This window comes from Streptomyces sp. NPDC029164 (assembly GCF_055563995.1).
This window is the reverse complement of sequence record NZ_JBVHWW010000001.1, coordinates 402,909-423,597: the sequence shown is the minus strand read 5'-3', so window position 1 is coordinate 423,597 and position 20,689 is coordinate 402,909. Positions and strand designations below refer to the sequence as shown.

Annotated in this window: 20 protein-coding genes and 1 pseudogene; 8 read left to right on the top strand and 13 right to left on the bottom strand. The window is 73.0% G+C overall.

All coding sequences use genetic code 11. The features are described from left to right. Window positions 1-147: 147 nt before the first annotated feature. Window positions 148-528 (bottom strand): BlaI/MecI/CopY family transcriptional regulator, encoded by a 381-nt coding sequence (locus ACZ4VT_RS01885; RefSeq protein WP_467945703.1) that lies wholly within the window; start codon window positions 526-528, stop codon window positions 148-150. Window positions 529-667: 139 nt separating this feature from the next. Between ACZ4VT_RS01885 and ACZ4VT_RS01880 the strand changes: the two are divergent. Beyond that, a pseudogene (locus ACZ4VT_RS01880) lies at window positions 668-805 on the top strand (undecaprenyl-diphosphatase); the annotation flags it as partial. Window positions 806-1,076: 271 nt separating this feature from the next. Next, on the top strand, window positions 1,077-1,658 hold the full coding sequence (locus ACZ4VT_RS01875; RefSeq protein ID WP_467945701.1) for a hypothetical protein: 582 nt from the start codon (window positions 1,077-1,079) through the stop codon (window positions 1,656-1,658). Window positions 1,659-1,918: 260 nt separating this feature from the next. Here ACZ4VT_RS01875 and ACZ4VT_RS01870 read toward each other — a convergent pair whose 3' ends face one another. Next, the gene (locus ACZ4VT_RS01870; protein ID WP_467945700.1) at window positions 1,919-3,109 is read right to left on the bottom strand and encodes an acyl-CoA dehydrogenase family protein; all 1,191 of its coding nucleotides are present in this window, start codon (window positions 3,107-3,109) and stop codon (window positions 1,919-1,921) included. A gap of 141 nt (window positions 3,110-3,250) precedes the next feature. On the opposite strand from ACZ4VT_RS01870, the gene ACZ4VT_RS01865 reads away from it, so the two are divergent. Then, entirely contained in the window at window positions 3,251-3,802 is a 552-nt protein-coding gene (locus tag ACZ4VT_RS01865; protein ID WP_467945698.1) for a DinB family protein, read from the top strand. Window positions 3,803-3,813: 11 nt separating this feature from the next. Here ACZ4VT_RS01865 and ACZ4VT_RS01860 read toward each other — a convergent pair whose 3' ends face one another. Genes ACZ4VT_RS01860 through ACZ4VT_RS01850 form a run of 3 tightly spaced genes read right to left on the bottom strand, consistent with a single transcriptional unit; the run spans window position 3,814 to window position 6,099 of the window. After that, a complete protein-coding gene (locus ACZ4VT_RS01860) occupies window positions 3,814-4,341 on the bottom strand; it encodes a hypothetical protein (RefSeq protein ID WP_467945696.1) in 528 nt (175 codons plus the stop codon). A 22-nt stretch (window positions 4,342-4,363) separates the two neighbouring features. Further along, entirely contained in the window at window positions 4,364-5,200 is an 837-nt protein-coding gene (locus ACZ4VT_RS01855; RefSeq protein ID WP_467945694.1) for a class II fructose-bisphosphate aldolase, read from the bottom strand. Further along, window positions 5,197-6,099, bottom strand: coding sequence for an SIS domain-containing protein (locus ACZ4VT_RS01850; protein WP_467945692.1), 903 nt, complete (start codon window positions 6,097-6,099; stop codon window positions 5,197-5,199). The genes ACZ4VT_RS01855 and ACZ4VT_RS01850 overlap by 4 nt, the downstream gene beginning before the upstream one ends. A 192-nt stretch (window positions 6,100-6,291) precedes the next feature. On the opposite strand from ACZ4VT_RS01850, the gene ACZ4VT_RS01845 reads away from it, so the two are divergent. Beyond that, complete coding sequence (locus ACZ4VT_RS01845; RefSeq protein ID WP_467945690.1) at window positions 6,292-7,071, top strand: DeoR/GlpR family DNA-binding transcription regulator; 780 nt, start codon at window positions 6,292-6,294, stop codon at window positions 7,069-7,071. 51 nt (window positions 7,072-7,122) lie between these two features. Here the strand turns inward: ACZ4VT_RS01845 and ACZ4VT_RS01840 are convergent, their stop codons facing one another. The 4 genes from ACZ4VT_RS01840 to tdh form a co-directional block, all read right to left on the bottom strand. Then, complete coding sequence (locus ACZ4VT_RS01840; protein WP_467945688.1) at window positions 7,123-7,851, bottom strand: hypothetical protein; 729 nt, start codon at window positions 7,849-7,851, stop codon at window positions 7,123-7,125. Between the two features lie 152 nt (window positions 7,852-8,003). Continuing rightward, window positions 8,004-8,918 carry a LysR family transcriptional regulator gene (locus tag ACZ4VT_RS01835; RefSeq protein ID WP_467945686.1) on the bottom strand — a complete coding sequence of 305 codons (915 nt, stop codon included), beginning with the start codon at window positions 8,916-8,918 and terminating at the stop codon, window positions 8,004-8,006. A 345-nt stretch (window positions 8,919-9,263) separates the two neighbouring features. After that, window positions 9,264-10,472: a glycine C-acetyltransferase gene (locus tag ACZ4VT_RS01830; RefSeq protein ID WP_467945685.1), complete on the bottom strand. Its 1,209-nt coding sequence runs from the start codon at window positions 10,470-10,472 to the stop codon at window positions 9,264-9,266. Between the two features lie 149 nt (window positions 10,473-10,621). Then, the gene (gene tdh, locus ACZ4VT_RS01825; protein ID WP_467945683.1) at window positions 10,622-11,650 is read right to left on the bottom strand and encodes an L-threonine 3-dehydrogenase; all 1,029 of its coding nucleotides are present in this window, start codon (window positions 11,648-11,650) and stop codon (window positions 10,622-10,624) included. 211 nt (window positions 11,651-11,861) lie between these two features. On the opposite strand from tdh, the gene ACZ4VT_RS01820 reads away from it, so the two are divergent. After that, entirely contained in the window at window positions 11,862-12,770 is a 909-nt protein-coding gene (locus ACZ4VT_RS01820; protein WP_467945681.1) for an alpha/beta hydrolase fold domain-containing protein, read from the top strand. A 67-nt stretch (window positions 12,771-12,837) separates the two neighbouring features. On the opposite strand, the gene ACZ4VT_RS01815 is transcribed toward ACZ4VT_RS01820, so the two are convergent. Next, a complete protein-coding gene (locus tag ACZ4VT_RS01815; RefSeq protein ID WP_467945679.1) occupies window positions 12,838-13,575 on the bottom strand; it encodes a class I SAM-dependent methyltransferase in 738 nt (245 codons plus the stop codon). Between the two features lie 504 nt (window positions 13,576-14,079). On the opposite strand from ACZ4VT_RS01815, the gene ACZ4VT_RS01810 reads away from it, so the two are divergent. After that, entirely contained in the window at window positions 14,080-16,182 is a 2,103-nt protein-coding gene (locus ACZ4VT_RS01810; RefSeq protein ID WP_467945677.1) for a PP2C family protein-serine/threonine phosphatase, read from the top strand. Between the two features lie 15 nt (window positions 16,183-16,197). On the opposite strand, the gene ACZ4VT_RS01805 is transcribed toward ACZ4VT_RS01810, so the two are convergent. Continuing rightward, window positions 16,198-18,072 (bottom strand): glycoside hydrolase family 15 protein, encoded by a 1,875-nt coding sequence (locus ACZ4VT_RS01805; RefSeq protein WP_467945675.1) that lies wholly within the window; start codon window positions 18,070-18,072, stop codon window positions 16,198-16,200. A 100-nt stretch (window positions 18,073-18,172) separates the two neighbouring features. Continuing rightward, window positions 18,173-18,736 carry a DoxX family protein gene (locus ACZ4VT_RS01800; protein ID WP_467945674.1) on the bottom strand — a complete coding sequence of 188 codons (564 nt, stop codon included), beginning with the start codon at window positions 18,734-18,736 and terminating at the stop codon, window positions 18,173-18,175. A 119-nt stretch (window positions 18,737-18,855) separates the two neighbouring features. Here ACZ4VT_RS01800 and ACZ4VT_RS01795 point away from each other — a divergent pair, with 119 nt between their 5' ends. Next, on the top strand, window positions 18,856-19,320 hold the full coding sequence (locus ACZ4VT_RS01795) for a MarR family winged helix-turn-helix transcriptional regulator (RefSeq protein WP_467945672.1): 465 nt from the start codon (window positions 18,856-18,858) through the stop codon (window positions 19,318-19,320). Window positions 19,321-19,375: 55 nt separating this feature from the next. Further along, window positions 19,376-19,681, top strand: a complete 306-nt coding sequence (locus ACZ4VT_RS01790) for a YkvA family protein (protein ID WP_467945670.1) — start codon at window positions 19,376-19,378, stop codon at window positions 19,679-19,681. A 277-nt stretch (window positions 19,682-19,958) separates the two neighbouring features. On the opposite strand, the gene ACZ4VT_RS01785 is transcribed toward ACZ4VT_RS01790, so the two are convergent. After that, window positions 19,959-20,594, bottom strand: a complete 636-nt coding sequence (locus tag ACZ4VT_RS01785; RefSeq protein ID WP_467945668.1) for an alpha-ketoglutarate-dependent dioxygenase AlkB — start codon at window positions 20,592-20,594, stop codon at window positions 19,959-19,961. Between the last annotated feature and the right edge of the window lie 95 nt (window positions 20,595-20,689).

Below are 20,689 nucleotides of genomic sequence, written 5' to 3'. Positions count from 1 at the left end.
GTCACCCAGGAGGTCCCGGGCGGCGAACTCCACGTACTCGTGGAGTCCGTACGCCAGAAACTCGGCGGCAGGAGCGCAGCCAGCCGACGGGTGGCCGGCACTGCAACCCAGGGAAGCACCATGGTCAGCACACGGCCAAGACCAGGGTCATGCGCCTTCCCCGGACTCCTTGAGCAAACGCCTCAGCGCTTCCTCGTCGTCCCCGGACAGCGAAGAAACGAACCGCTTCAGTACCAGGTCGCGCTGCGGCTCCCGCTCCAATTCCCGGCGCATGCGCCCGGCCGCCAGCCCGGCGGCGTCGTCCGCCGCGGCGTAGGCGAATCCCCTGCCCTCGCGGGTGCGCACGGCCGTCCCGTTCTCGTAGAGGCGGGTGAGGATCGTCGTCACCGTCGTCCTGGCCAGGTCCCGGTCGAGCGCGGCGTTGATCTGCTGCGGGGTCAACGGATGCTCTGCCGCCCACAGGACCGCCAGCACATCCGCGACGAGTTCACCGTGCGGACGCCTCGCATCCCCGCCGCCCTCCACCATCCCGCTACCGCCCTGCTGCCGCCCCGGGCCGATGCACCCGGTATTGGATAACTAGGTTCGCCTCATCCAACTCTACGGGGCCTCCGTCGCGCCCCGACACATACGCCGACGGGCGCCGCCCACCGCCTGGCCGACCGTCATCCCCGCCCTGTCCGGCGCGGGCCTCTACGAACTCAAGGACGCCCTCGGCGCCGGCATCGACACCCTCCCCCTGATCATCGGCACCGCCGTGTCCTTCGCCGTCGCCTACGCCTCGATCGCCTGGCTCCTCGAGTACGCACCGGCGTCCTGCACGCCTGATCACCAGGGGGCCCGAGGAAGTCCGGCAACGGGGCGAAGCGCCCGGATACCCGGCGGCGCGGAGGGAAGGAAGGACCCCGTCGACGCCGCGCTGTTTCGCCGTCCTCCCCAGGGCAAGCCATGGCCCGACAGTGCCGTGCCCACTGTGCGGACGGTCACCTTGACGGCGATCGACGCTTAGGCCAGCCTTACCTTCGCTCACTCCTTGCATGTGTGGGCACACCCTGCAGAAGATCCCTGGAGCACCCATGTCCGCCGCCGCCGACGCCACCGCGACCGAACGAAGACATGGACGGGAAGCAGAACTTTTCCAGCTCCCCTCATGGTGCGGGACCGCCGCGGCATCGCTGGCGGTGTGCGTCTGCTGGGCGGTGACCACGTGGATCGCCCTGCACCTGCGCGCCGATGTCACCCTCCACACCGTGGGTCTCTTCGTGCACCTCGCCTCCCTGGTGCTGGGCTTCGGCGCGGTGCTCGCCATCGACTACTACGGCGCGCTGTGGCTCACGGGCCGCAAGACCCTCCGTGAAGTGCTCGACTTCACGGCCCCGCTGCACATCCCCGTGTGGGCCGGCCTCGGCGGTCTGCTCTTCAGCGGTGCGTTCCTCCACCCCGATCTCAGCTCACCCCTGACGTGCGTCAAGCTCGGCCTCGTCCTGGTGCTCTCCCTCAACGGCGTCCAGGCGTCCGCCCTGCACCAACAGCTGGCCGCCGTCGACGGCGGCCCCCTCAGCCGCCGGCTGATGATCCGCGGTGCCGTGACAGCCTCGGTTTCACAAGCCGCCTGGTGGGGTGCGGTCGCGATCGGCTTCCTGAACAGCCAGCACTGATCACCCCGCCGAGCGGGCTTCGAGACGCGCGTCCGCCCGGCCTCGCATACATGGTGTGTCTACTGGCCGGCACCACGGCTTCGAGAGCCACGAGGAAGAGTGCCTGCTGTGGTCGCCGACTTTGCCGCAGGACTGCTGGAGGCACTCTCGCAGCCGTTCTCCTGCGGTTCAAGGCCGGCGGCCAGGGGGTTCGGCACACTCCCCACTTCCTTCTCCGCACAGAGCCGCAGACCCTCCTGGTGGATGTCCGTCACCACGCGTCAGCGGCGGACCCGGGGCATGCCCAGGCCGATCCAGGAGATGATCTCGCGCTGGATCTCGTTGTTGCCGCCGCCGAAGGTGAAGATGACGGCGCTGCGGTAGCCGCGTTCGAGTTCGCCGTGCAGGACCGCGCCGGCGGAGCCGTCCTTGAGGGAGCCGGCCGCGCCGACGATCTCCATGAGCCAGGCGTACGCGTCGCGGCGGGCCTCGGAGCCGTACACCTTGACCGCGGAGGCGTCCTGCGGGGTGAGGGTGCCGGCCTGGACGGCGTTCACCATCTGCCAGTTGAGCAGCTTCATCGCGTCGAGCCGGGTGTGGGTGCGCGCGAGGCGGCCGCGTACCCAGCCGAGGTCGATGACCCGCCGGCCGTCGGCGAGCTTGGTCGAGGCGGCCCAGCGCTGGACGTCGTGGAGGGCACGGATGGCCATGGTGCCGTGCGCGGCCAGGGTGACGCGCTCGTGGTTGAGCTGGTTGGTGATCAGCCGCCAGCCCTTGTTCTCCTGGCCGACCCGGCGGCTCGCGGGAACGCGGATGTCCTCGTAGTAGCTGGCGGTGGTGTCGTGCGAGGCGAGGGTGTTGATCAGGGTGCAGGAGTAGCCGGGGTCCGAGGTCGGCACGAGGAGCATGGTGATGCCCTTGTGCGCGGGGGCGTCCGGGTCGGTGCGCACGGCGAGCCAGACCCAGTCGGCGGTGTCGCCGTTGGTGGTCCAGATCTTCTGGCCGTTGACGACGTAGGTGCCGCTCTCCTCGTCGCCCTCGCGGACGGCCTTGCACTTGAGCGCCGCGAGGTCGGTGCCGGCGTCGGGCTCGCTGTAGCCGATGGCGAAGTCGATCTCGCCCGCGAGGATCTTCGGCAGGAAGTACGCCTTCTGCTCGTCGGTGCCGAACTGCATGATGGTCGGCCCGACCGTGTTGAGGGCCATCAGGGGCAGCGGTACGACGGCCTGCGCGGCCTCGTCGAAGAAGATGAACTGGTCCATCGGGGACATGCCGCGGCCGCCGTACTCCTTGGGCCAGCCCACCCCGAGCCAGCCGTCGGCGCCGAGCCGGCGGATCGTCTCCCGGTAGTAGCGCTTCTGGGCGGCCGGGTCCTCGTAGCGGGCGTACACGTCGTCCGGTACCAGCTCGGCGAAGTAGGCACGCAGCTCGGTGCGCAACTGCTGCTGCTCAGGCGTGTATTCGAGGTGCACGGCCCCTCCGGGAGTCTCGCGGTCCAGCCGGTTCGCTGTGGCGGCGGTCAGAGTAGAACCAGTTACAGAAATTGGGAAGGGGCCGGGGCGCGGAGGGACCCGGGCGCCGCCGGTCCGGCGCCGGCGTTCATACTCTCGGCTATGACGAGCCCACGGAGCAGAGCGGAATTCTTCGTCGAGCCCGAGCGCGACGGCCGCTTCAGCGGCCCCGCCACCGGCGACGAACGGCGCATGCTGGTCGCCTTCCTGGCGGACCACCGCGCGACCCTGGAGCTGAAGTGCGCGGGTGTGGGCGAGGAGTTGGCGCGGCGGTCCATAGAACCGTCCACGCTCTCCCTGCTGGGACTGGTCCGGCACCTCGCCGATGTGGAGCGCCGCTGGTTCCGGCAGGTCCTGGCGGGGCAGGACGCACCGCCCCTGTTCTCCTCCGCGGCCGATCCCGACGGGGACTTCGACGGCGCCGTGTCCGACCCCACCGCCGTCGCGGCGGCCTGGGAGGCGTGGCGCGCCGAGGTGGCCTTCGCCGAACGCTACGTCGCCGAGGCGCCCCACCTCGACGTCGAGGCCGTGGACGCCTGGCGCGGGCAGGTCTCCCTGCGCTGGGTCCTCATCCACATGGTCGAGGAGTACGCCCGCCACAACGGGCACGCCGACCTGCTGCGCGAGCGGATCGACGGGGCCGTCGGCATCTGAGCCGCCGGCCGTCAGGTGTAGAGGTAGACGAGGTCGAAGTGGACGAGGTCCCGGGCCTCGTCGAGGTGGTACGCACCCGAGGGGTGGGCGTCCGACTGCGGGCGGTTCACGTACGCGTCGAACTGCGGGCTGTGCTGCCAGGCGGCGTCGGCGGGCAGGTACCTCTCCAGCGGGGCGGGCAGCGCGGACGCGGGTACGGTGGGCGTGAAGGCGTACTCGGCGTTGCGTACGATCGCCGCCGCGCCGCCGGCCGCGAGGCGGGCGACACCGACGAGGCGGATCCGGGAGTCCGGGCTCGGGATGGTCCGGTCCCCGGGGCCCTCGTCCATGTCGTAGCCCAGCCAGTGCGCCTCGGTCAGCTCGCCCACGTACCTCCCGAAGCGGGACCTCAGCGGGTCGAGGTCGGTGCGGACCCGGACCTTGGACGGGTTCGGCCGCGGCCACGCGGCGTATGCCGTGAGGCCGCCCACGGCCAGCAGGGGCAGCCCGGCCATCAGCAGGAACCTGCGCCGATTCGTACGTCCCGGCTGCGCTTCCACGACCGCCCCGCCCCCCTTGCCCTCAGTTCAGGGCGCTGATCATAGCCGCCGCGGTCGCCGCCATCGCCGTACGGGCGGCCGTCAGGTACGGCCGGGGGTCCGCCTCGGTGAGGTGGGTGCGGATGGCCTCGGTCATGGCCACATTGAGGGCGGTGCCGATGTTGACCTTGCGGATGCCGCCGGCGACGGCCGCCGCGAGCTCGGCGTCCGGCAGCCCGGAGGAGCCGTGCAGGACGAGCGGCACGTCCACCGTTTTGGCCAGCCGGCCCAGCAGCACGTGGTCCAGGGCCGCGGTCCGGCTGGTCATCGCGTGGCTGCTGCCGATGGCGACGGCCAGCGCGTCGACCCCGGAGTCGGCGACGAACCGCCGTGCCTCGTCGGGGTCCGTACGGGCGCCGGGCGCGTGCGGATCCAGCGGTGCGGCGCCGTTCTTGCCGCCGACCTCGCCCAACTCGGCTTCGATCCACAGCCCGTTGGCGTGCGCCCAGTCGGCGGCGCAGCGCGTCGCCTCCAGGTTCTCCCCGTACGGGAGCTGCGCGGCGTCGTACATCACCGAGCTGTACCCGGCGTCGCAGGCCTGGCGGAGCAGTTCCGTGCTCTTGACGTGGTCCAGGTGCAGGCCGATGGGGACCCCGGCGGCCTCCGCGCAGGCGGCGGCGGCGCGGGAGATGGGCAGCAGCTGCCCGCCGCGGAACTTCACGGCGTTCTCGCTCAGTTGCAGGATCACCGGCAGCCCGGCGGTCTCGGCGCCGGCCACGACCGCTTCGGCGTGCTCCAGGGTGATGATGTTGAACGCGGCGACGGCGCGGCCCGCGCGGGCCGCCTCCAGGACGAGGGGGCCCGCGGGTACGAGGGTCATCGGACCGCCTCCTCGCCGGTGGTGAGGATCACCGAGCGGGTGAGATGGCGCGGCGCGTCCGGATCCAGCTGCTGGTGGGCGGCGACGGCGAGCGCGAGGCGGTGGACGCGGACCAGTTCGGCGAGCGGGTCGAGCCGCCCGCCCACCCACTGGGCGCCGGTGGCCCGTACCTGCGCGGCGAGTCCTTCGGGGGCCTCGTCGAGCGACCAGGTGGCGGTGCCGGGCCCGGTGACGCTGATCGGCCCGTGCCGGTACTCCATCGCCGGGTAGGACTCGGCCCAGGACAGCGAGGCCTCCCGCATCTTCAGCGCGGCTTCGTTGGCCAGCCCGACGCTCCAGCCGCGGCCGAGGAAGGTGAACTGCCCCCGGCTCGCCAGCTCGGCGGGCAGCGGCTCGGTGAGGGCGGTCCGTGCGTCGGCGACCACGGCGGGCGTGTGCAGCCCGGCGTGGGCGCGCAGCAGGGTGAGGGCGGTGGTCGCGAAGCGGGTCTGCACGACGGACTGTTCGTCGGCGAAGTCGAGGACGACGAGCTCGTCCGCGAGGGTCATCACCGGGGTCGCGGGATCGCCGATGACCGCGGTCGTGGGCACGCCCGCGTCGCGCAGGGCGCCCAGCAGGTCCAGTACCTCGGTGGTGGTGCCGGACCGGGTCAGGGCGACGACCCGGTCGTAGCGGCGGTGGCGGGGGAACTCCGAGGCGGCGAAGGCGTCGGTCTCTCCCTGCCCGGCCTCCTCGCGCAGGACGGCGGCCGCCTGGGCCATGAAGTACGAGGTCCCGCACCCGACGATCGCGGTACGCTCCCCCGGCTGCGGCAGCACCGCCCGCTGGGCCGGGGCCAGTTCGGCGGCCCGCTCCCAGCATGCGGGCTGTGTGCCCAATTCGTACGCGACGTGACTCATACAGGCTCCCTCGTGCGACAGGCGGGTCTGAATGCGTTTTCCTGCAAGGTATCGGGCGGTTTCACGCAACTTCAAGCATCCACGGGGTGATCGACTGAGTTAGTGTCGCCGGGTGGGCCGGTGGCGACCGAGGGAACTCACCGGCGGGCGTCGTGGAACGAATGTCGCAGGAAAGACCGAAGGGGGCGGCCGATGACGCGCAAGGAGCGCTGGCAGACACTGCTGGACCTGCTCGTGGAGCGGGGTGAGCTGGAGGTGGAGCCGGCGGCGGAGGCCCTCGGAGTGTCGGCCGCGACCATCCGCCGCGACCTCGATCAGCTCGCCGAGCAGCAACTGCTGGTCCGCACGCGCGGCGGGGCCGTGCTGCACGGGGTCTCGTACGAACTCCCGCTGCGCTACCGGACCTCGCGCCGCGCCGCCGAGAAGCGCCGGATCAGCGAGGCGGTGGCGGCCCTGGTCGCCCCGGGCGAGGTGATCGGCCTGACGGGCGGCACCACGACCACCGAGGTGGCGCGGGCCCTGGCCGGCCGCCCGGACCTGGCCCAGGGCTCGCCGGCGCTCACGGTGGTGACGAACGCCCTCAACATCGCGGGCGAGCTGGTGATCCGACCACAGTTCAAGATCGTGCTGACGGGGGGTGTCGCCCGCCCCCAGTCCTACGAGCTCACGGGCCCCCTCGCCGAGCAGGTGCTCGGCCAACTCGCCGTGGACACCGCGGTGCTCGGCGTGGACGGATTCGACCCGGCGGACGGCGCGGCGACCCGGCACGAGGACGAGGCCTCGGTCAACCGCCTGCTGTGCGAGCGGGCCCGCCGGGTGGTCATCGCGGCCGACTCCAGCAAGCTGGGCGTGCGTGCCTTCGCCCGCATCTGCGCGACCGCGCAGGTGAACGTACTGGTGACGGACACCGGCATCCCGGCGGAGGTGGCGGCCCGCTTCACGGCGGCGGGGGTGGAGGTCGTCCGGGTCTGAGGCCCCCGGCCGGCCGCGGCCGGGGGCCTTGCTCCACCCGCTCCCGGGGCGCTAGGGCTGGGGGCTCACCGCCACCCACTGGGACTGCGGGGTCATGCCCTGTGCCGGCGCGGGACAGATGACAGTGGAGCCGTTGGACGCGCAGTGCAGGGTGTGGACCGTTCCGGCCGTGGTGATGATCTTGTAGAACACGTCGCTGCCTTGGGAGTCCACCGAGATGTCGCACACGGGGGAAGCCGTCGGGTATCCCGTGATGGCGCTCAGGTTGGTCCAGCCCGGGGTGTTGCCCGGACCCGACACGATGTTCGGGCTGTCCGGGGCGCTGTTGGTGGCGGCCCGCCTGCCGGCGTACGGCACTCCGTTCACCAGTGCGGCGAGGAACTGCTCGTTGCCGTTCGACTTTGTCGAGTCGACGCCTGTGCCGCACGCCGTGGTGGTCGCTGTCGCGGTGACCGTGGCCGTGGCCGTGGCGGTCACCGTCGCCGTGGCCGTCGGGTAGGCGGTGACCGTCCTCGTCACCGTGACGGACGGTCTGGCCTTCGGGGTCTTGCACTTCCGGTTCTGGTGATGGTCATCGTCGTAGTCGTCGTCGCAGTGCGGATCGGCGGCGTACGTCGTGCCGGTGCCGGACTGGCTGGTCGCGGCGGCGGCCACCGCCACCGCGGGGGTTCCCACCGCGACGGTCACCGCTGCCGCGATCGCGACAAGTCTGCGGATCCCCTTCAGCCCGCCGCGGGGCGTCGGCCCGTCCTGCGGGGTCGCGCTGTGCTCAGGATTCATGCGAGTGCTCCTGCCCTCGGACATCCCCGGGGCGTTCCCCGGGTCTGAACGTGAGCGTGACCCGTACGGACAGCGACACCGCCTACCGGCCCGCCGGACACGCGCGCAGGCCAGCACATCGGCCCAACGGCGACCGTCCGAAGGCGTGCCCCTCAGTGACCCGGCACCCGTTCCGCCTCCCGGACCAGGGCGGCCAGGACCGGGGCGATCAGGGGATGGGTCTCGGCGCCGCGGCGGGTGGCGGCGAAGACCCGGCGAGTGGCGGCCGGGCCGGTGACCGGGCGGACCTGGACCTCCTTGAGGTCCATGCCCCGCAGCGCCGAACGGGGTACGAGGGCCACGCCGGCCCCGGCGCCCACGAGCGCGGTCACGGCGCGGAAGTCGTCGGAGGAGTGGACGAACCGGGGCTGGAAGCCCGCCAGTTCGCAGGCGAGCAGCGTCACGTCGTGGCACGGGTTGCCGGGGTACTGGCCCACCCAGTCCGCGTCGGACAGGTCCGCCAGCGACACCGCGGGCGGGTCGGCCAGCGGGTGCCCGGCGGGCAGCACCGCGTCGAAGGGCTCCGCGTACAGCGGGAGGACCGACAGCCGGGCGTCGTCCGCCCCCGGGCCGCCCCGGTACTCGACCGCCAGGGCCACGTCCGCCTCGCCGTCCAGCAGCAGCGGCAGGCTCTGGTCGCCCTCCGCGTCACGGACCCGCAGCCGGATGCCCGGCCGCTCCAGCGCGAGCCGGGCGATGGCCGGGGCCAGGACCTCCGCGATCCCCGTCGCGAAGGCGGCCACGGTGACCTCGCCCGCCGAGCCGCCCGCGTACGCCGCGAGTTCGGCCTCCGCCCGCTCCAGCTGTGCCAGCACCTCGTGGGCGTGGCCGAGGAGGATCTCACCTGCCGCGGTGAGCCGTACGCCCCGGCCGCTGCGGGTGAGCAGCGCGTGGCCGGTCTCCTGTTCCAGCGCCGCGAGCTGCTGGGAGACGGCCGAGGGGGTGAGGTACAGGGCTGCGGCCGCGGCGGTCACCGTACGGTGGTCCGCCACGGCCCGCAGGATGCGCAGCCGGCGGGGGTCGATCACCCCTCCATTGTCGCAGGCCACGCAGGGCCCCTCGGCCGCTCGGGCCTCGCGGATCCCTCGGGCCTCGCGGGCCTCTCGCGCCTCTCGGGCCTCTCGGGCCGGTCCGGCCTTGCAAGTCGCTGAGGCCCATCAGGCCACTCGGACCTCTCCGGCACCTCAGGCCACGCAGGCACCTCAGGCCGGTCAGGTCGCTCAGGCCACGCAGGCCGGTCAGGCCGCTCAGGCCACGCAGGCCACGCAGGCCGCTCAGGCCGGTCAGGCCGGTCAGGCCGCTCAGGCCACGCAGGCCACGCAGGCCGCTCAGGCCGGTCAGGCCGGTCAGGCCGCTCAGGCCGCTCAGGCCGCTCAGGCCTTCTCGGCCGCCAGCGCCGCACGCGCGTCGGCGAACGCGGCCACCGCGCGCTCCACGTCGGCCGTCGAGTGGGCCGCCGAGAGCTGGACGCGGATGCGTGCCGCGCCCATCGGCACCACCGGGTAGGAGAAGCCGATCACGTAGACCCCGCGCTCCAGGAGCAGCTCCGCCATCCGGCCCGCCTCGGCCGCGTCGCCGATCATCACGGGGGCGATGGCGTGGTCGCCGGGGAGGATCTCGAAGCCGGCCTCGGTCATCTTCGTGCGGAAGAGCGCGGTGTTGGCGGCGAGCTGCTCGCGCAGGTCGCCGGCGGACTCCAGCAGGTCGAGGACCTTGAGGGAGGCCGCGGCGATGACCGGGGCGAGGGAGTTGGAGAAGAGGTACGGGCGCGAGCGCTGGCGCAGCAGCTCCACGATCTCGGCGCGGGCCGCGACGTAGCCGCCGGAGGCGCCGCCGAGGGCCTTGCCGAGGGTGCCGGTGATGATGTCGACCCGGTCCATGACGCCGTGCAGCTCGGGGGTGCCGCGGCCGCCGGGGCCGACGAAGCCGACGGCGTGCGAGTCGTCGACCATCACCATGGCGTCGTAGCGCTCCGCCAGGTCGCAGATCTCGGCGAGCGGGGCGAGGTAGCCGTCCATGGAGAAGACGCCGTCGGTGACGACCAGCTTGCGGCGGGCGCCGCCCTCGGTGGCTTCCTTGAGGCGGGCTTCGAGCTCGGCCATGTCGCGGTTGGCGTAGCGGAAGCGCTTGGCCTTGCTCAGCCGGATGCCGTCGATGATGGAGGCGTGGTTGAGGGCGTCGGAGATGACCGCGTCCTCGGCGCCGAGGAGGGTCTCGAAGACTCCGCCGTTGGCGTCGAAGCAGGAGGAATAGAGGATCGTGTCCTCCTGGCCGAGGAAGGCCGACAGCCGCGCCTCCAGCTCCTTGTGCACCTCCTGCGTGCCGCAGATGAAGCGGACGGAGGCCATGCCGTAGCCCCAGCGGTCCAGCGCGTCCTTCGCGGCGGTGACGACCTCGGGGTGGTCGGCCAGCCCCAGGTAGTTGTTGGCGCAGAAGTTGAGGACCTCTCCGGGGGTGCCGCCCGCGGTGACGGCGACCGCGGCGTTCTGCGGGGTGCCGATGACGCGCTCGGGCTTGTGCAGGCCGGCGGCGCGGATCTCGTCGAGGGTGGTGCGGAGGTCCTCGCGGACGGTCTCGAACATGTGCGGTTCTCCTTGTGCGGCGGAGGGCGGCGAGGGGACGAGGAAGGGGGGCCGGGCCCCGCGGAGGTGGAGGTCCCCCTGGACGGAGTCTGGGGGAGAGAGGGTGCGGGGCCCGGCCGGAGGGAGATGGTTCAGGGGCCGGAGGGCGGTTACGCCGTCCAGTCCAGGATGATCTTGCCGCTGCGGGCGGTCGACGCCTCGTCGAAGGCGGCCTCGAAGTCGCGGTGCGAATAGCGGCCGGTGATCACGGGGCTGAGGTCGAGCCCGCCCTCCAGCAGCACGGTCATCGCGTACCAGGTCTCGAACATCTCACGGCCGTAGATGCCCTTGATCGTGATCATCGAGGTGACGACCTTCGCCCAGTCCACCGGGAACTCCTGCGCGGGCAGGCCCAGCATGGCGATCTTGCCGCCGTGCGTCATGTTGTCGATCATGTCGCGCATCGCCTCGGCGCGGCCGGACATCTCCAGGCCGACGTCGAAGCCCTCGCGCAGGCCGAGCCGCGTCTGCGCCTCGGCGATCGAGGACTCGGCGACGTTCACCGCGAGCGTGGCGCCCGCCTTGCGGGCGATCTCCAGCCGCTCGGGGCTGACGTCCGTGATGACCACGTTGCGGGCGCCGGCGTGCTTGGCGACGGCCGCCGCCATGATCCCGATCGGGCCGGCGCCGGTGATCAGCACGTCCTCGCCGACCATCGGGAAGGACAGGGCCGTGTGCACGGCGTTGCCGAAGGGGTCGAAGATCGCCGCCACGTCCAGGTCGACGACGGTTCGGTGGACCCACACGTTCTGCGCGGGCAGCACCACGTACTCGGCGAAGGCACCGTCGCGCCCGACGCCGAGTCCGATCGTGCTGCGGCACAGGTGACGGCGGCCGGCCAGACAGTTGCGGCACTTGCCGCACACCAGGTGGCCCTCGCCGCTGACGAGCGCGCCGATCTCGATGTCGCGGACGTCCGCGCCGAGCGCCGCGACCTCGCCGACGAACTCGTGGCCGAGGACGAGGGGGGTCTTGACCGCGCCCTGCGCCCAGCCGTCCCAGGCCCGGATGTGGAGGTCCGTTCCGCAGATGCCGGTGCGCAGCACCTTGATCAGCACGTCGCCGGGGCCGTACTCGGGCTCGGGGACGTCCATCAGCCACAGTCCGGGCTCGGCCTTGTGCTTGACGAGTGCCTTCATGGGGTGGCTCCAGGCATGCGGAAGGGGGCGCCGCGGGCGTGCGGGCCCGGACGGCGTCGGTGACGGGCACCAATCTGCCGATCGGCGCGGTGATCAGTCCATCGAGACTTTCTTAAGCGGGTCGACAGCGCAGCTTCACGCCTATGCTCCTCAGGTGACGGGGCAGGGTCCCGCGCCGGTACAGGTGCGGGGAAAAGGGGAGGTGAGGGGCGTGCCGAGTCTGCGCAGCAGGGCGCTGTCGGCGGCGCTGATCGCGGCGGGACGCCGAAGACGGTTCGGGAGCGCCGAGGCGGTACGGACCCGGGTGGCGGAGTCCGCCCGCCGGCCGGCCTCGCATCTGCCGCCGCGTTCGCTGGGGCGGGTCGCTGACATCTCGCGGACCTTCGTCGGGGCCTGGCCGGTGTACGACGTCTCCCCGCTCGGGAGGGAGCCCGCGGCGCAGGTGCTGTACGTGCACGGCGGCGGGTACATCAACGAACTGGTCCGCCCGCACTGGGCGCTGATCCGGACCCTGGTCACGCAGGCGCGGGCGCGGGTCGTCGTACCGGCGTACATCCTCGCGCCGCGCGGTACCGCCGACCGGACCGTCCCGGTCGCCGCCGACCTGCTGAGCGGCCTGATCGCGGGCGGCGGTGGCGGCGGGACGGTGCTGATCGGGGACTCGGCGGGGGCGGGGCTGGCGCTGGCGGCCGCGCAGCGGCTGCGCGACCGCACCGGGGCGCAGCCCTCCCGGATCGTGCTGATCTCGCCCTGGCTGGACGTGACGATGAGCCATCCGGACCAGGCGGCCATCGAGGCGGCCGATCCGATGCTGGCCCGCTCGGGGCTGCGGGAGGCCGGCCGGCTGTACGCGGGGACCCTGGCCGCCGACGATCCCCGGGTGAGCCCGCTGCACGGGGGCTTCGCGGGGCTGGCGCCGCTGACGGTGTTCACCGGGACCCGGGACGTGCTGACCACGGACAGCCGGGAGCTGCTGCGCCGGGCGCGCGCGGACGGGGCCGAGGTGGATTTCCACGAGGCCGAGGGGCTGCCGCACAGCTACCCGCTGCTTCCGGTGCCGGAGGGGCGGGCGGCGCGCGACCGGATCGTCGAGCTGATCAGGGCGACGGCGGAGCTGTGACCTGTCCGTCCCGACCTGTTCGTCCTGACCTGTCCGCCCACGCCGGGGCGCCCTACGACGGGGTGCCCTACGCCGTGCAGGTCATCAGTGAGCTGATCGGCCAGGACCGGTACCCCGTCCAGTACGCCTCGTCGCGTACGGCGTCGGCGGGCGGGGTCCGGTTCGGCTGCCAGCCGACGGTGACGAAGCCCGCCTCGACGGCCGCTTCGGCGAGGTCGGCGTGGGCCCATTCGCGGAACTCGAAGGGCACCGGCGGCTCGGTCAGGAAGTGCGCCTTCAGCAGCGGCGCGTCGCCGTCCGGGATCCGGTCGAGGATGCGGACCCCGTACGGCGACCAGTCCACGCGCGGGAACGCCCCCGCGTTGGGCACGATGGCCAGCAGCCGCCCGCCGGCGCGCAGGTTGGCGCGGACGGACCGGAACATCGCGTGCAGGGACCTGCGGTCGGGCGCGTAGCTGAACACGTACGCGGCGGTGGCCAGGTCGAAGGGGCCGAGCTGGGGAAGGCCGGCGGCGTCGGCGACGTGGTACTCGACGTCCGGCCGGTCCTTCGTGGCCTCGTGCTCGCGGGCCAGCCGGATCATCTCTTCCGAGACGTCCACGCCGACGGTCCGGCGGGCCCCGCCGCGGGCCAGCAGCCGGGTGTTGTAGCCGTATCCGCAGGCCAGGTCGAGGGCGTCGAGCCCGCGCACCCCGCCGAGCGCGTCGAGGGCTCCGTGCAGCGTGTAGGTGTCGGCCGCCGAGAAGGCCGCCGTGGTCTTCGACTCCGCGTAGCGCTCGCCGATGGTGTCGTACTGGAACCGCATGCTCTGCCTTCCGGGGGCCTGCCGCAGGTGGGACGCGTGGGACGCGTGCGTATCGTCCCCCGCGGTGCGGCCGGGGGCGGGCCGTACACCCGTACGTCCCCCGGACGAGGGAGGCGGTCGGCCTATCGCGGCTCCCGGTCCGGCGGCGGCACCAGCTCGCGGGCGCAGGCGCGCAGCCAGGCGTGCGCCGGGTCGGCGTCGTGGCGCGGGTGCCGGGCCATGCCGAAGGGCAGCGGCGGCAGGTCGAGCGGTATCTCGAAGGCTGGTCTCGCGCTTCCACGGGAACCCGCAGGATCCGGCTCAGGTCGCCGCCTTCACCGACGCGATGGGGGGCCGCGCTGCGCACGGTGGCGGTGGTGCTGTTGTGCGCGTCGGCCGCGGTGGTGACCGGATACCGGGCGGGGCGGCGCGGGGGCGGCCGGGATGCAGTGGCCGCCGCCGAGGGCGCATCCTGACTGTGTGATCGCGAGAGCGGACGGCGGCGGCGTCCCGGCCCCTGACGCCATGACTCAGGCACTCGCCCGGGCGACCGTGAGCGCCGTGCAGGCCGTGGGTGGGTACGCGGGCGGGGTCTACATGCGCTCGCCCACCGCCGGCCTCCTGCTGCTGGCGGTGTTCATGGGACTGCCGCTGCCCCTGTTCCGCCCGTGGTGGCGGATCCAGGTGAACCGCCCGTACCCGCCCGCCGAGGCCTACCGCACCGGGCAGGCCGTGCATCTGGCCGACGCGGAGTCGGCGGTGGGCCGGTTCCCTCAGCTCGTGGCCAGCCTGCCGTTCCCCTTCGCCTCGCTGTACGAGCCGGTGACCGCCGGATCGCAGCGGTTCGGCGTGCTGCTGGTGCTGCGCCCGGCGACCCCCGGCATCCCGGTCGGGGCCGCCGACCGGGAACGGTTGCGGGAGGCCGCGGACCGGCTGGCCCGGGACCTCGCGGAGCTTGCCGCCGCCGGGACGCCCGTGGCGTGGGAGGGCGACCCGGTGGCGGTGCCGACGCCGCCGCCCGACACCGGGTCCGCCGGCGCCCGCGCGGCCCTGGACCGGCTCGCGCTGGCGGTGCTCTCCCTGGACCGGCAGGGCCGGATCGGTTTCGTCAACAGGGCGGCCGAGGTCCTGCTCGGCCTCGCCGGCCCCCAGCTGTACGGGAAGGTGCTGTGGGAGGCTCTGCCGTGGCTGGGGCACCACGCCTACGACGACCACTTCCGGGCCGTCTTCATGTCCGGCGAGCCGGCGCACTTCCCGGCCCGTCGCGGCCGCCACCCGCCCGGGGAGTGGCTGTCGGTGGACCTGAACCCGGCTCCCGACGGTGTGACCCTGACGCTCGGCAGCGCCGAGAAGCCCGCCTACGCACCCACCTCGGCGGTCGGGCCGGACGCGGGCCTGGGTTCGCCCGTCGACCCGACCTCCGCGCTGTACCGGCCGGTGGCCCTCGCCATCGCGCTGTCGGAGGCGGTCACGGCCCGGCAGGTGTCGGCGGTGGTCACCGAGGAGCTGCTGCCGGCCTTCGGCGGCCGCCAGCTGGCGATCTACCTGCTCGACGAGCGGCACCTGTACCTCGCCTGGGAGACCGGTTTCCCACGGGGCTTCCTCAACCGGTTCGACGGGGTCTCGCTCGATGTGCGGCTGCCGGGCGTGGAGACGCTGACCACGGGCCGGCCGATGTTCTTCGAGTCGATGGAACATCTCGCCGCCGCCTATCCCGGCATTCCGCTCGACGCCGACGTCGGCGCCCGCGCCTTCCTGCCGCTGATCGCCTCCGGCCGGCCGGTCGGCTCGTGCATCCTGGGCTTCGACTCCCCCCGCGGCTTCAGCTCGGAGGAGCGTACGGTCCTCACGGCGCTGGCCGGCCTGATCGCCCAGGCCCTGGCGCGGGCCCGGCGCTACGACAGCGAGGCGGCCCTCGCGCGCGGGCTCCAGGCGGCCCTGCTGCCGCACCGGCTGCCGGTGCGCGAGAACGTGGACACGGTCGGCCGCTACCTCGCGGGCACCGCGGGCATGGACGTCGGCGGCGACTGGTACGACGTCGTCGAGACGGGTCGCGGGCTGCTCGCCCTCGTCATCGGGGACGTCCAGGGCCACGGAGTGGCGGCCGCGGCGACCATGGGTCAACTCCGCAGCGCCGTACGGGCCTTCGCACTCAGCGGCAGTACGCCGGAGCAGGTGATGAGGGGCACCAACCAGCTGCTCATCGACCTGGATCCGGGCCAGTTCGCCAGCTGCTGCTACGTGGTGCTCGACCCGGCGTCGGGCGCGGTGCGGGCCGTCCGGGCCGGTCACCCCCAGCCGCTGCTGCGCCACCCCGACGGCCGGACCGAGGTGCTGGACCTGGCGGGCGGGGTGGTGCTCGGCATCGACCCGGAGGCCTCGTACCCGGTCACGGAACTGCGGCTGGAGACGGGCGCGGTGCTCGCCCTCTACACGGACGGGCTGGTGGAGACCCCGGGCATCGACATCGACGACGGGGTCGAGCGGCTGCGGGTGGCCCTGGCGGCGGCCCGGCCGTCCCCGCTGACCGAGACCGCCGACCGGCTGATCGGCGAGGCGGACGGGACAGCCGACCGGCCGGACGACATCGCCCTGCTGCTGGCGTCCCGCAGGGCCGAGCACGCGTAGGACGCGTAGGACCCGTCAGCCGGCGTTCGCGGACCGGCCGGTGGACCCGCGTGGGGGCCCGCCCGTGAACCCGCCCGTGAACCCGCCCGTGAACCCGCCCGTGCCGTCCGTGCCGCCCGCCAGGATCAGCGCGGTGTTCACCAGGCCGACATGGCTGAACGCCTGCGGGAAGTTGCCGAGTTGGCGTCCGGTGTGGGGGTCGTACTCCTCCGCGAGCAGTCCCACGTCGTTGCGTACGGCCAGCAGCCGCTCGAAGAGGTCGCGGGCCTCCTTCTCCCGGCCCGTCAGGTACAGGGCGTCGGCCAGCCAGAACGAGCAGGCCAGGAAGGCTCCTTCGTCGCCGGGCAGTCCGTCGACGGCGGGACCTTCGGTGGTGTAGCGGCGGACCAGTCCGCTGCGGCCCAGCTCCGCGCGCACGGCGTCGACGGTGCCGATGACCCGCGGGTCGTCGGGCGGCAGGAACCCGGTCCTGGGGATGAGCAGGGTCGCCGCGTCGAGCTCGCCGGAGCCGTAGTACTGGGTGAAGGTGCCCCGCTCGGGGTCGTAGCCCTTGGTGCACACGTCGAGGTGCACCGCGTCCCGCATGGCGCGCCAGCGTTCGACGTCGCCGGGCATCGAGGAATCGTGCTCCAGAGCCTGTACGGCCCGGTCGGCGGCGACCCATGCCATCACCTTGGAGTGGACGAAGTGGCGGCGCGGGCCACGGACTTCCCACAGGCCCTCGTCCGGCCGCTGCCAGTTGCGCTCCAGGAAGTCGAGGAGCGCGAGCTGGATCCGCCAGGCGTGGCGTTCGGAGGGCAGCCCGGCGGACCTGGCGACGTGGAGGGAGTCGATGACCTCCCCGTACACGTCCAGTTGGAGCTGGTCCACGGCCGCGTTGCCGACCCGGACCGGGGCGGAGGAGGCGTAGCCGCCCAGCCACGGGAGTTCGCTCTCGGGGATGCGCCGCTCGCCGGCGATGCCGTACATGATCTGCAGGTCGGCGGGGTCTCCGGCGGCCGCGCGCAGCAGCCACGCGCGCCAGGCACGGGCTTCGTCGAGGTAGCCGGTGGCGAGGAGGGAGCCGAGGGTGAGGGTGGAGTCGCGCAGCCAGCAGTAGCGGTAGTCCCAGTTGCGGACGCCGCCGAGTTCCTCGGGGAGGGAGGTGGTGGAGGCGGCGACGATACCGCCGGTCGGGGCGTAGGTGAGGGCCTTGAGCGTGATCAGCGAGCGGTTCACGGCCTCCTTGTAGGGGCCCTCGTAGCGGCACTGCGAGCTCCACTCCCGCCAGTCCGCGAGGCCCTGTTCGAGGGCGTCGAAGGGGTCACAGGGATCGGGGCACGGTTCGTGCGAGGGGTGCCAGGTGAGGACGAAGGCCACGCGCCGGCCGGCTGGGACCGGGAACTGGGAGCGGGTGCTGTTGGCCTCGCCCCAGGTGCGGACCGGCGGGTCGCTGCGGAACCAGACTGCGTCCGGTCCGGCGACGGCGACCCGGTCCTCCTCGACCCGGCGCACCCAGGGGACGACGTTCCCGTAGTCGAAGCGCAGGCGCAGGGTGCTGTGCATGCGCACGGTGCCGCTGATGCCCTCGACGATGCGGACCACGTCGGGGGCCCCGTCGCGCTGCGGCATGAAGTCGATGACCTTGACGGTACCGGTGTCGGTCACCCAGTACGACTCCAGGACGAGCGTGCCGTCGACGTAGGCCCGGCGGGTGCACGGTTCACCGTCCTCGGCGTCGACGGGGGCGATGCGCCAGTGGCCGTTCTCCTCGTCGCCGAGGAGCTTGGCGAAGCAGGCGGCCGAGTCGAAGCGGGGCAGGCACAGCCAGTCGATGGACCCGTCACGGCCGACCAGTCCGCTCGTCATCAGGTCGCCGATGAGTGCGTAGTCTTCGATGGGTTGTGTCATTGGTGCGCTCTTCCCGCGAACGCCCGGGGCCAATCAGCTCGGGCCCCGGACACCCCCGTGCGCGCTGCGTCAGGCTCTGGGGACCTTTCCCCTCGCGCGTTTAGTCGCGTACGAGGAGCAGCACCGCGGCGAGGACCACGCCGAGGGCGACGGCGAGGGCGCCGTGGGCCAGGCGGTGGCCGCGCAGGACGGGCAGGAAGCGGTCGACGGCGTACCGGCCGGGTCCGGTGAGGGCGAGGGCGGCGGCGCCCGCGGTCAGCAGCAGTTCGTACTCGATGCCCTTGGGGGCGAAGAAGGCGTCGGTGCCGTGGACGGCGATCGCGTTGATGAGCGTGCCGACGATCGCGGCGCCGGCGAGCGGGGTGAGCAGGCCGAGGGCGAGGCCGAGGCCGCCCAGGGTCTCGGTCAGCCCGGCGAGGACGGCCATGGCGTCACCGGCGGGGTATCCGCTGGCGGTGAAGAACTGGCCGGTGCCGCTGATGCCGCCGCCTTCGAACCAGCCGAAGAGCTTCTGCGTGCCGTGCGCGGCCATCGTCAGGCCGAGGACGAGGCGCAGGAGGAGCAGGCCGGTGTCGTGGCCAGGGGTGGAGAGGGTGGCGCTCTGGGGGCGTGCGGCCGGTGTGGCGGCCTGCGGCTTCGTCGTGGTGACGGAGGGGCTGGTCATGGGGGGTCCTTCCGGTCGGGCGGCCCGGTGGAGCCGGCAGAGAGATGTTCAAATTCGAACCGATGATCGCCGACCCTAACCATTGATTCAAATTGGAACAACCCGTGTAGGCTGGCGGCATGGCAGAACCGAGATGGCTGGACGAGCGCGAGATGCGGGCCTGGAGCGGCTTCCTGGCCGCATCGGCCCTGGTGAACCGCCGTCTCGACCAACAGCTCAAGGACGAGGCCGGCCTCTCGCACCCCCAGTACGAGATCCTCGTGCGGCTCGCCGCGGCACCCGGGCGCGAGCTGCGGATGACCGAGCTCGCCAACGGCCTGATCAACTCCAAGAGCGGGCTGACCTACCAGGTCACCCAGATGGAGAAGGCCGGACTGGTCCGCCGCCGCAGCTGCCCCTCCGACGTGCGCGGCGTCTTCGCCGTGCTCACCGACGCCGGCAGCGCCAAGCTGGAACGGGCCGCGCCCGGGCACGTGGCGACGGTCCGGGAGATCCTCGTCGACGTCCTGACCCCAGGACAGCTCGACGCGCTCGCCGACGGGCTGGGCGAGGTCGGCCGCCGGCTGCGCGAACAGGGCGCCTGAGTGCGTCCGGCCGCCGTGCGGGTATCGAGTGCCGGTTTCGGGGTATAGGGGCGCCATGGACGGAAAGGTCTGGCTCACCTTGTTCACGGTCGTCGCGGTGGTGCTCACGATCGCCGCGGCCGTGCTGCTCGTACGGGTCTTCAAGGCGCGGCGGCTGCTGCTCGACGCGGGGATCCCGCTGCGCGACAAGGCCCTCTTCTGGGTCGCCGTGATCTACACCGTCTCGCCGGTGGACCTGATTCCGGACCCGGTGTACCTCGATGACATCGGCGTGCTGCTGCTGGCGTTGCGCTCGCTGAACGCGGCGGCCGGGGCCGCGGGGGCCGCCCGCGCGGCGAAGGAGCCGGACACCGTCGGCTGAGGCCGGTACGGGGCGGCGCCGTACGGGCTCAGCGGTGCTGGTCGACGAGGACCGGATCGCCGTCCGGGCCGGGTCGAGGCCGGGGAAGCCGCCCGGGCCGGGTCGAGGCCGGGGAAGCCGCCCGGGCCGGAGCCGGATTCGTCGGCCTCCGTCATGAACCCCGCGCCGCTTGCCTTCAGCTCCCGCTGCAGCTCGCGGAGGTCGGTGAACGAGTCGAGCGGCTGCGCGTCGCCGTCCCAGCCCGGGCCTGCGCCGGGTCCCCGCCGAAGGCGGTGCCCTAGCGGACGCCCCGGGGCCGGAACTGGACGCTGATGCGGGGCCCGACCGCCCGGACCGACTTGGGCACGGCGTGCTCCATGGTGCGCTGGCAGGAACCGCCCATGACGACGAGGTCGCCGTGACCGAGGGGCAGCCGCAGCAGGGTGGGGCCGCCGGCCCGGGGACGGAACGCGAGATCGCGCGGGTCGCCGACGGAGACGATGGCGACCATGGTGTCCTCGGTCGAGGAGCGGCCGGTCCGGTCGCCGTGCCAGGCGACGCTGTCCCGGCCGTCGCGGTACAGGCACAGGCCGGCGGTGATGAAGGGTTCGCCGAGTTCGGCGGCGTAGTGGCGGGTGAGCGTCTCGCGGGCCTCGGCGAGCGAGGGGTGCGGCAGCACCTCGCCCTCCCCGTAGAAGGCGAGCAGCCGGGGCACCTCCACCTCGCGCTCGTACATCTGCCGCCGCTCCGCGTGCCAGGGCACGTCGGCGGCCAGCCTCTCGAAGAGCGCGTCGGCGCCGCTCAGCCAGCCGGGCAGGTGGTCGACCCAGGCCCCGGCGCCGAGCTCGGTGCGCCGCAGGCCGCCGAGGGGGCCGAGCCGGATCTCGTCACCCTGGTCGAAGAGGGAGCCCTGAAGCCCCTGGACTGCGTGCATGCCCCCAGCCTAACCCCATGAACCGAACGTATGCACGAATACTCGGGCTCGGCCCCTCACCGGCCGGGCGGGGCCGGTGCAGGCCGTCCTCCCAC

Coding starts and splice junctions, on each gene's coding strand:
- ACZ4VT_RS01805 (WP_467945675.1), bottom strand. CDS start 18,072: ATGACACAACCCATCGAAGACTACGCACTCATCGGCGACCTGATGACG.
- ACZ4VT_RS01850 (WP_467945692.1), bottom strand. CDS start 6,099: ATGAGTCACGTCGCGTACGAATTGGGCACACAGCCCGCATGCTGGGAG.
- ACZ4VT_RS01830 (WP_467945685.1), bottom strand. CDS start 10,472: ATGTTCGAGACCGTCCGCGAGGACCTCCGCACCACCCTCGACGAGATC.
- ACZ4VT_RS01885 (WP_467945703.1), bottom strand. CDS start 528: ATGGTGGAGGGCGGCGGGGATGCGAGGCGTCCGCACGGTGAACTCGTC.
- ACZ4VT_RS01795 (WP_467945672.1), top strand. CDS start 18,856: ATGGCAGAACCGAGATGGCTGGACGAGCGCGAGATGCGGGCCTGGAGC.
- ACZ4VT_RS01845 (WP_467945690.1), top strand. CDS start 6,292: ATGACGCGCAAGGAGCGCTGGCAGACACTGCTGGACCTGCTCGTGGAG.
- ACZ4VT_RS01840 (WP_467945688.1), bottom strand. CDS start 7,851: ATGAATCCTGAGCACAGCGCGACCCCGCAGGACGGGCCGACGCCCCGC.
- ACZ4VT_RS01865 (WP_467945698.1), top strand. CDS start 3,251: ATGACGAGCCCACGGAGCAGAGCGGAATTCTTCGTCGAGCCCGAGCGC.
- ACZ4VT_RS01815 (WP_467945679.1), bottom strand. CDS start 13,575: ATGCGGTTCCAGTACGACACCATCGGCGAGCGCTACGCGGAGTCGAAG.
- ACZ4VT_RS01800 (WP_467945674.1), bottom strand. CDS start 18,736: ATGACCAGCCCCTCCGTCACCACGACGAAGCCGCAGGCCGCCACACCG.
- tdh (WP_467945683.1), bottom strand. CDS start 11,650: ATGAAGGCACTCGTCAAGCACAAGGCCGAGCCCGGACTGTGGCTGATG.
- ACZ4VT_RS01785 (WP_467945668.1), bottom strand. CDS start 20,594: ATGCACGCAGTCCAGGGGCTTCAGGGCTCCCTCTTCGACCAGGGTGAC.
- ACZ4VT_RS01855 (WP_467945694.1), bottom strand. CDS start 5,200: ATGACCCTCGTACCCGCGGGCCCCCTCGTCCTGGAGGCGGCCCGCGCG.
- ACZ4VT_RS01810 (WP_467945677.1), top strand. CDS start 14,080: ATGACTCAGGCACTCGCCCGGGCGACCGTGAGCGCCGTGCAGGCCGTG.
- ACZ4VT_RS01875 (WP_467945701.1), top strand. CDS start 1,077: ATGTCCGCCGCCGCCGACGCCACCGCGACCGAACGAAGACATGGACGG.
- ACZ4VT_RS01790 (WP_467945670.1), top strand. CDS start 19,376: ATGGACGGAAAGGTCTGGCTCACCTTGTTCACGGTCGTCGCGGTGGTG.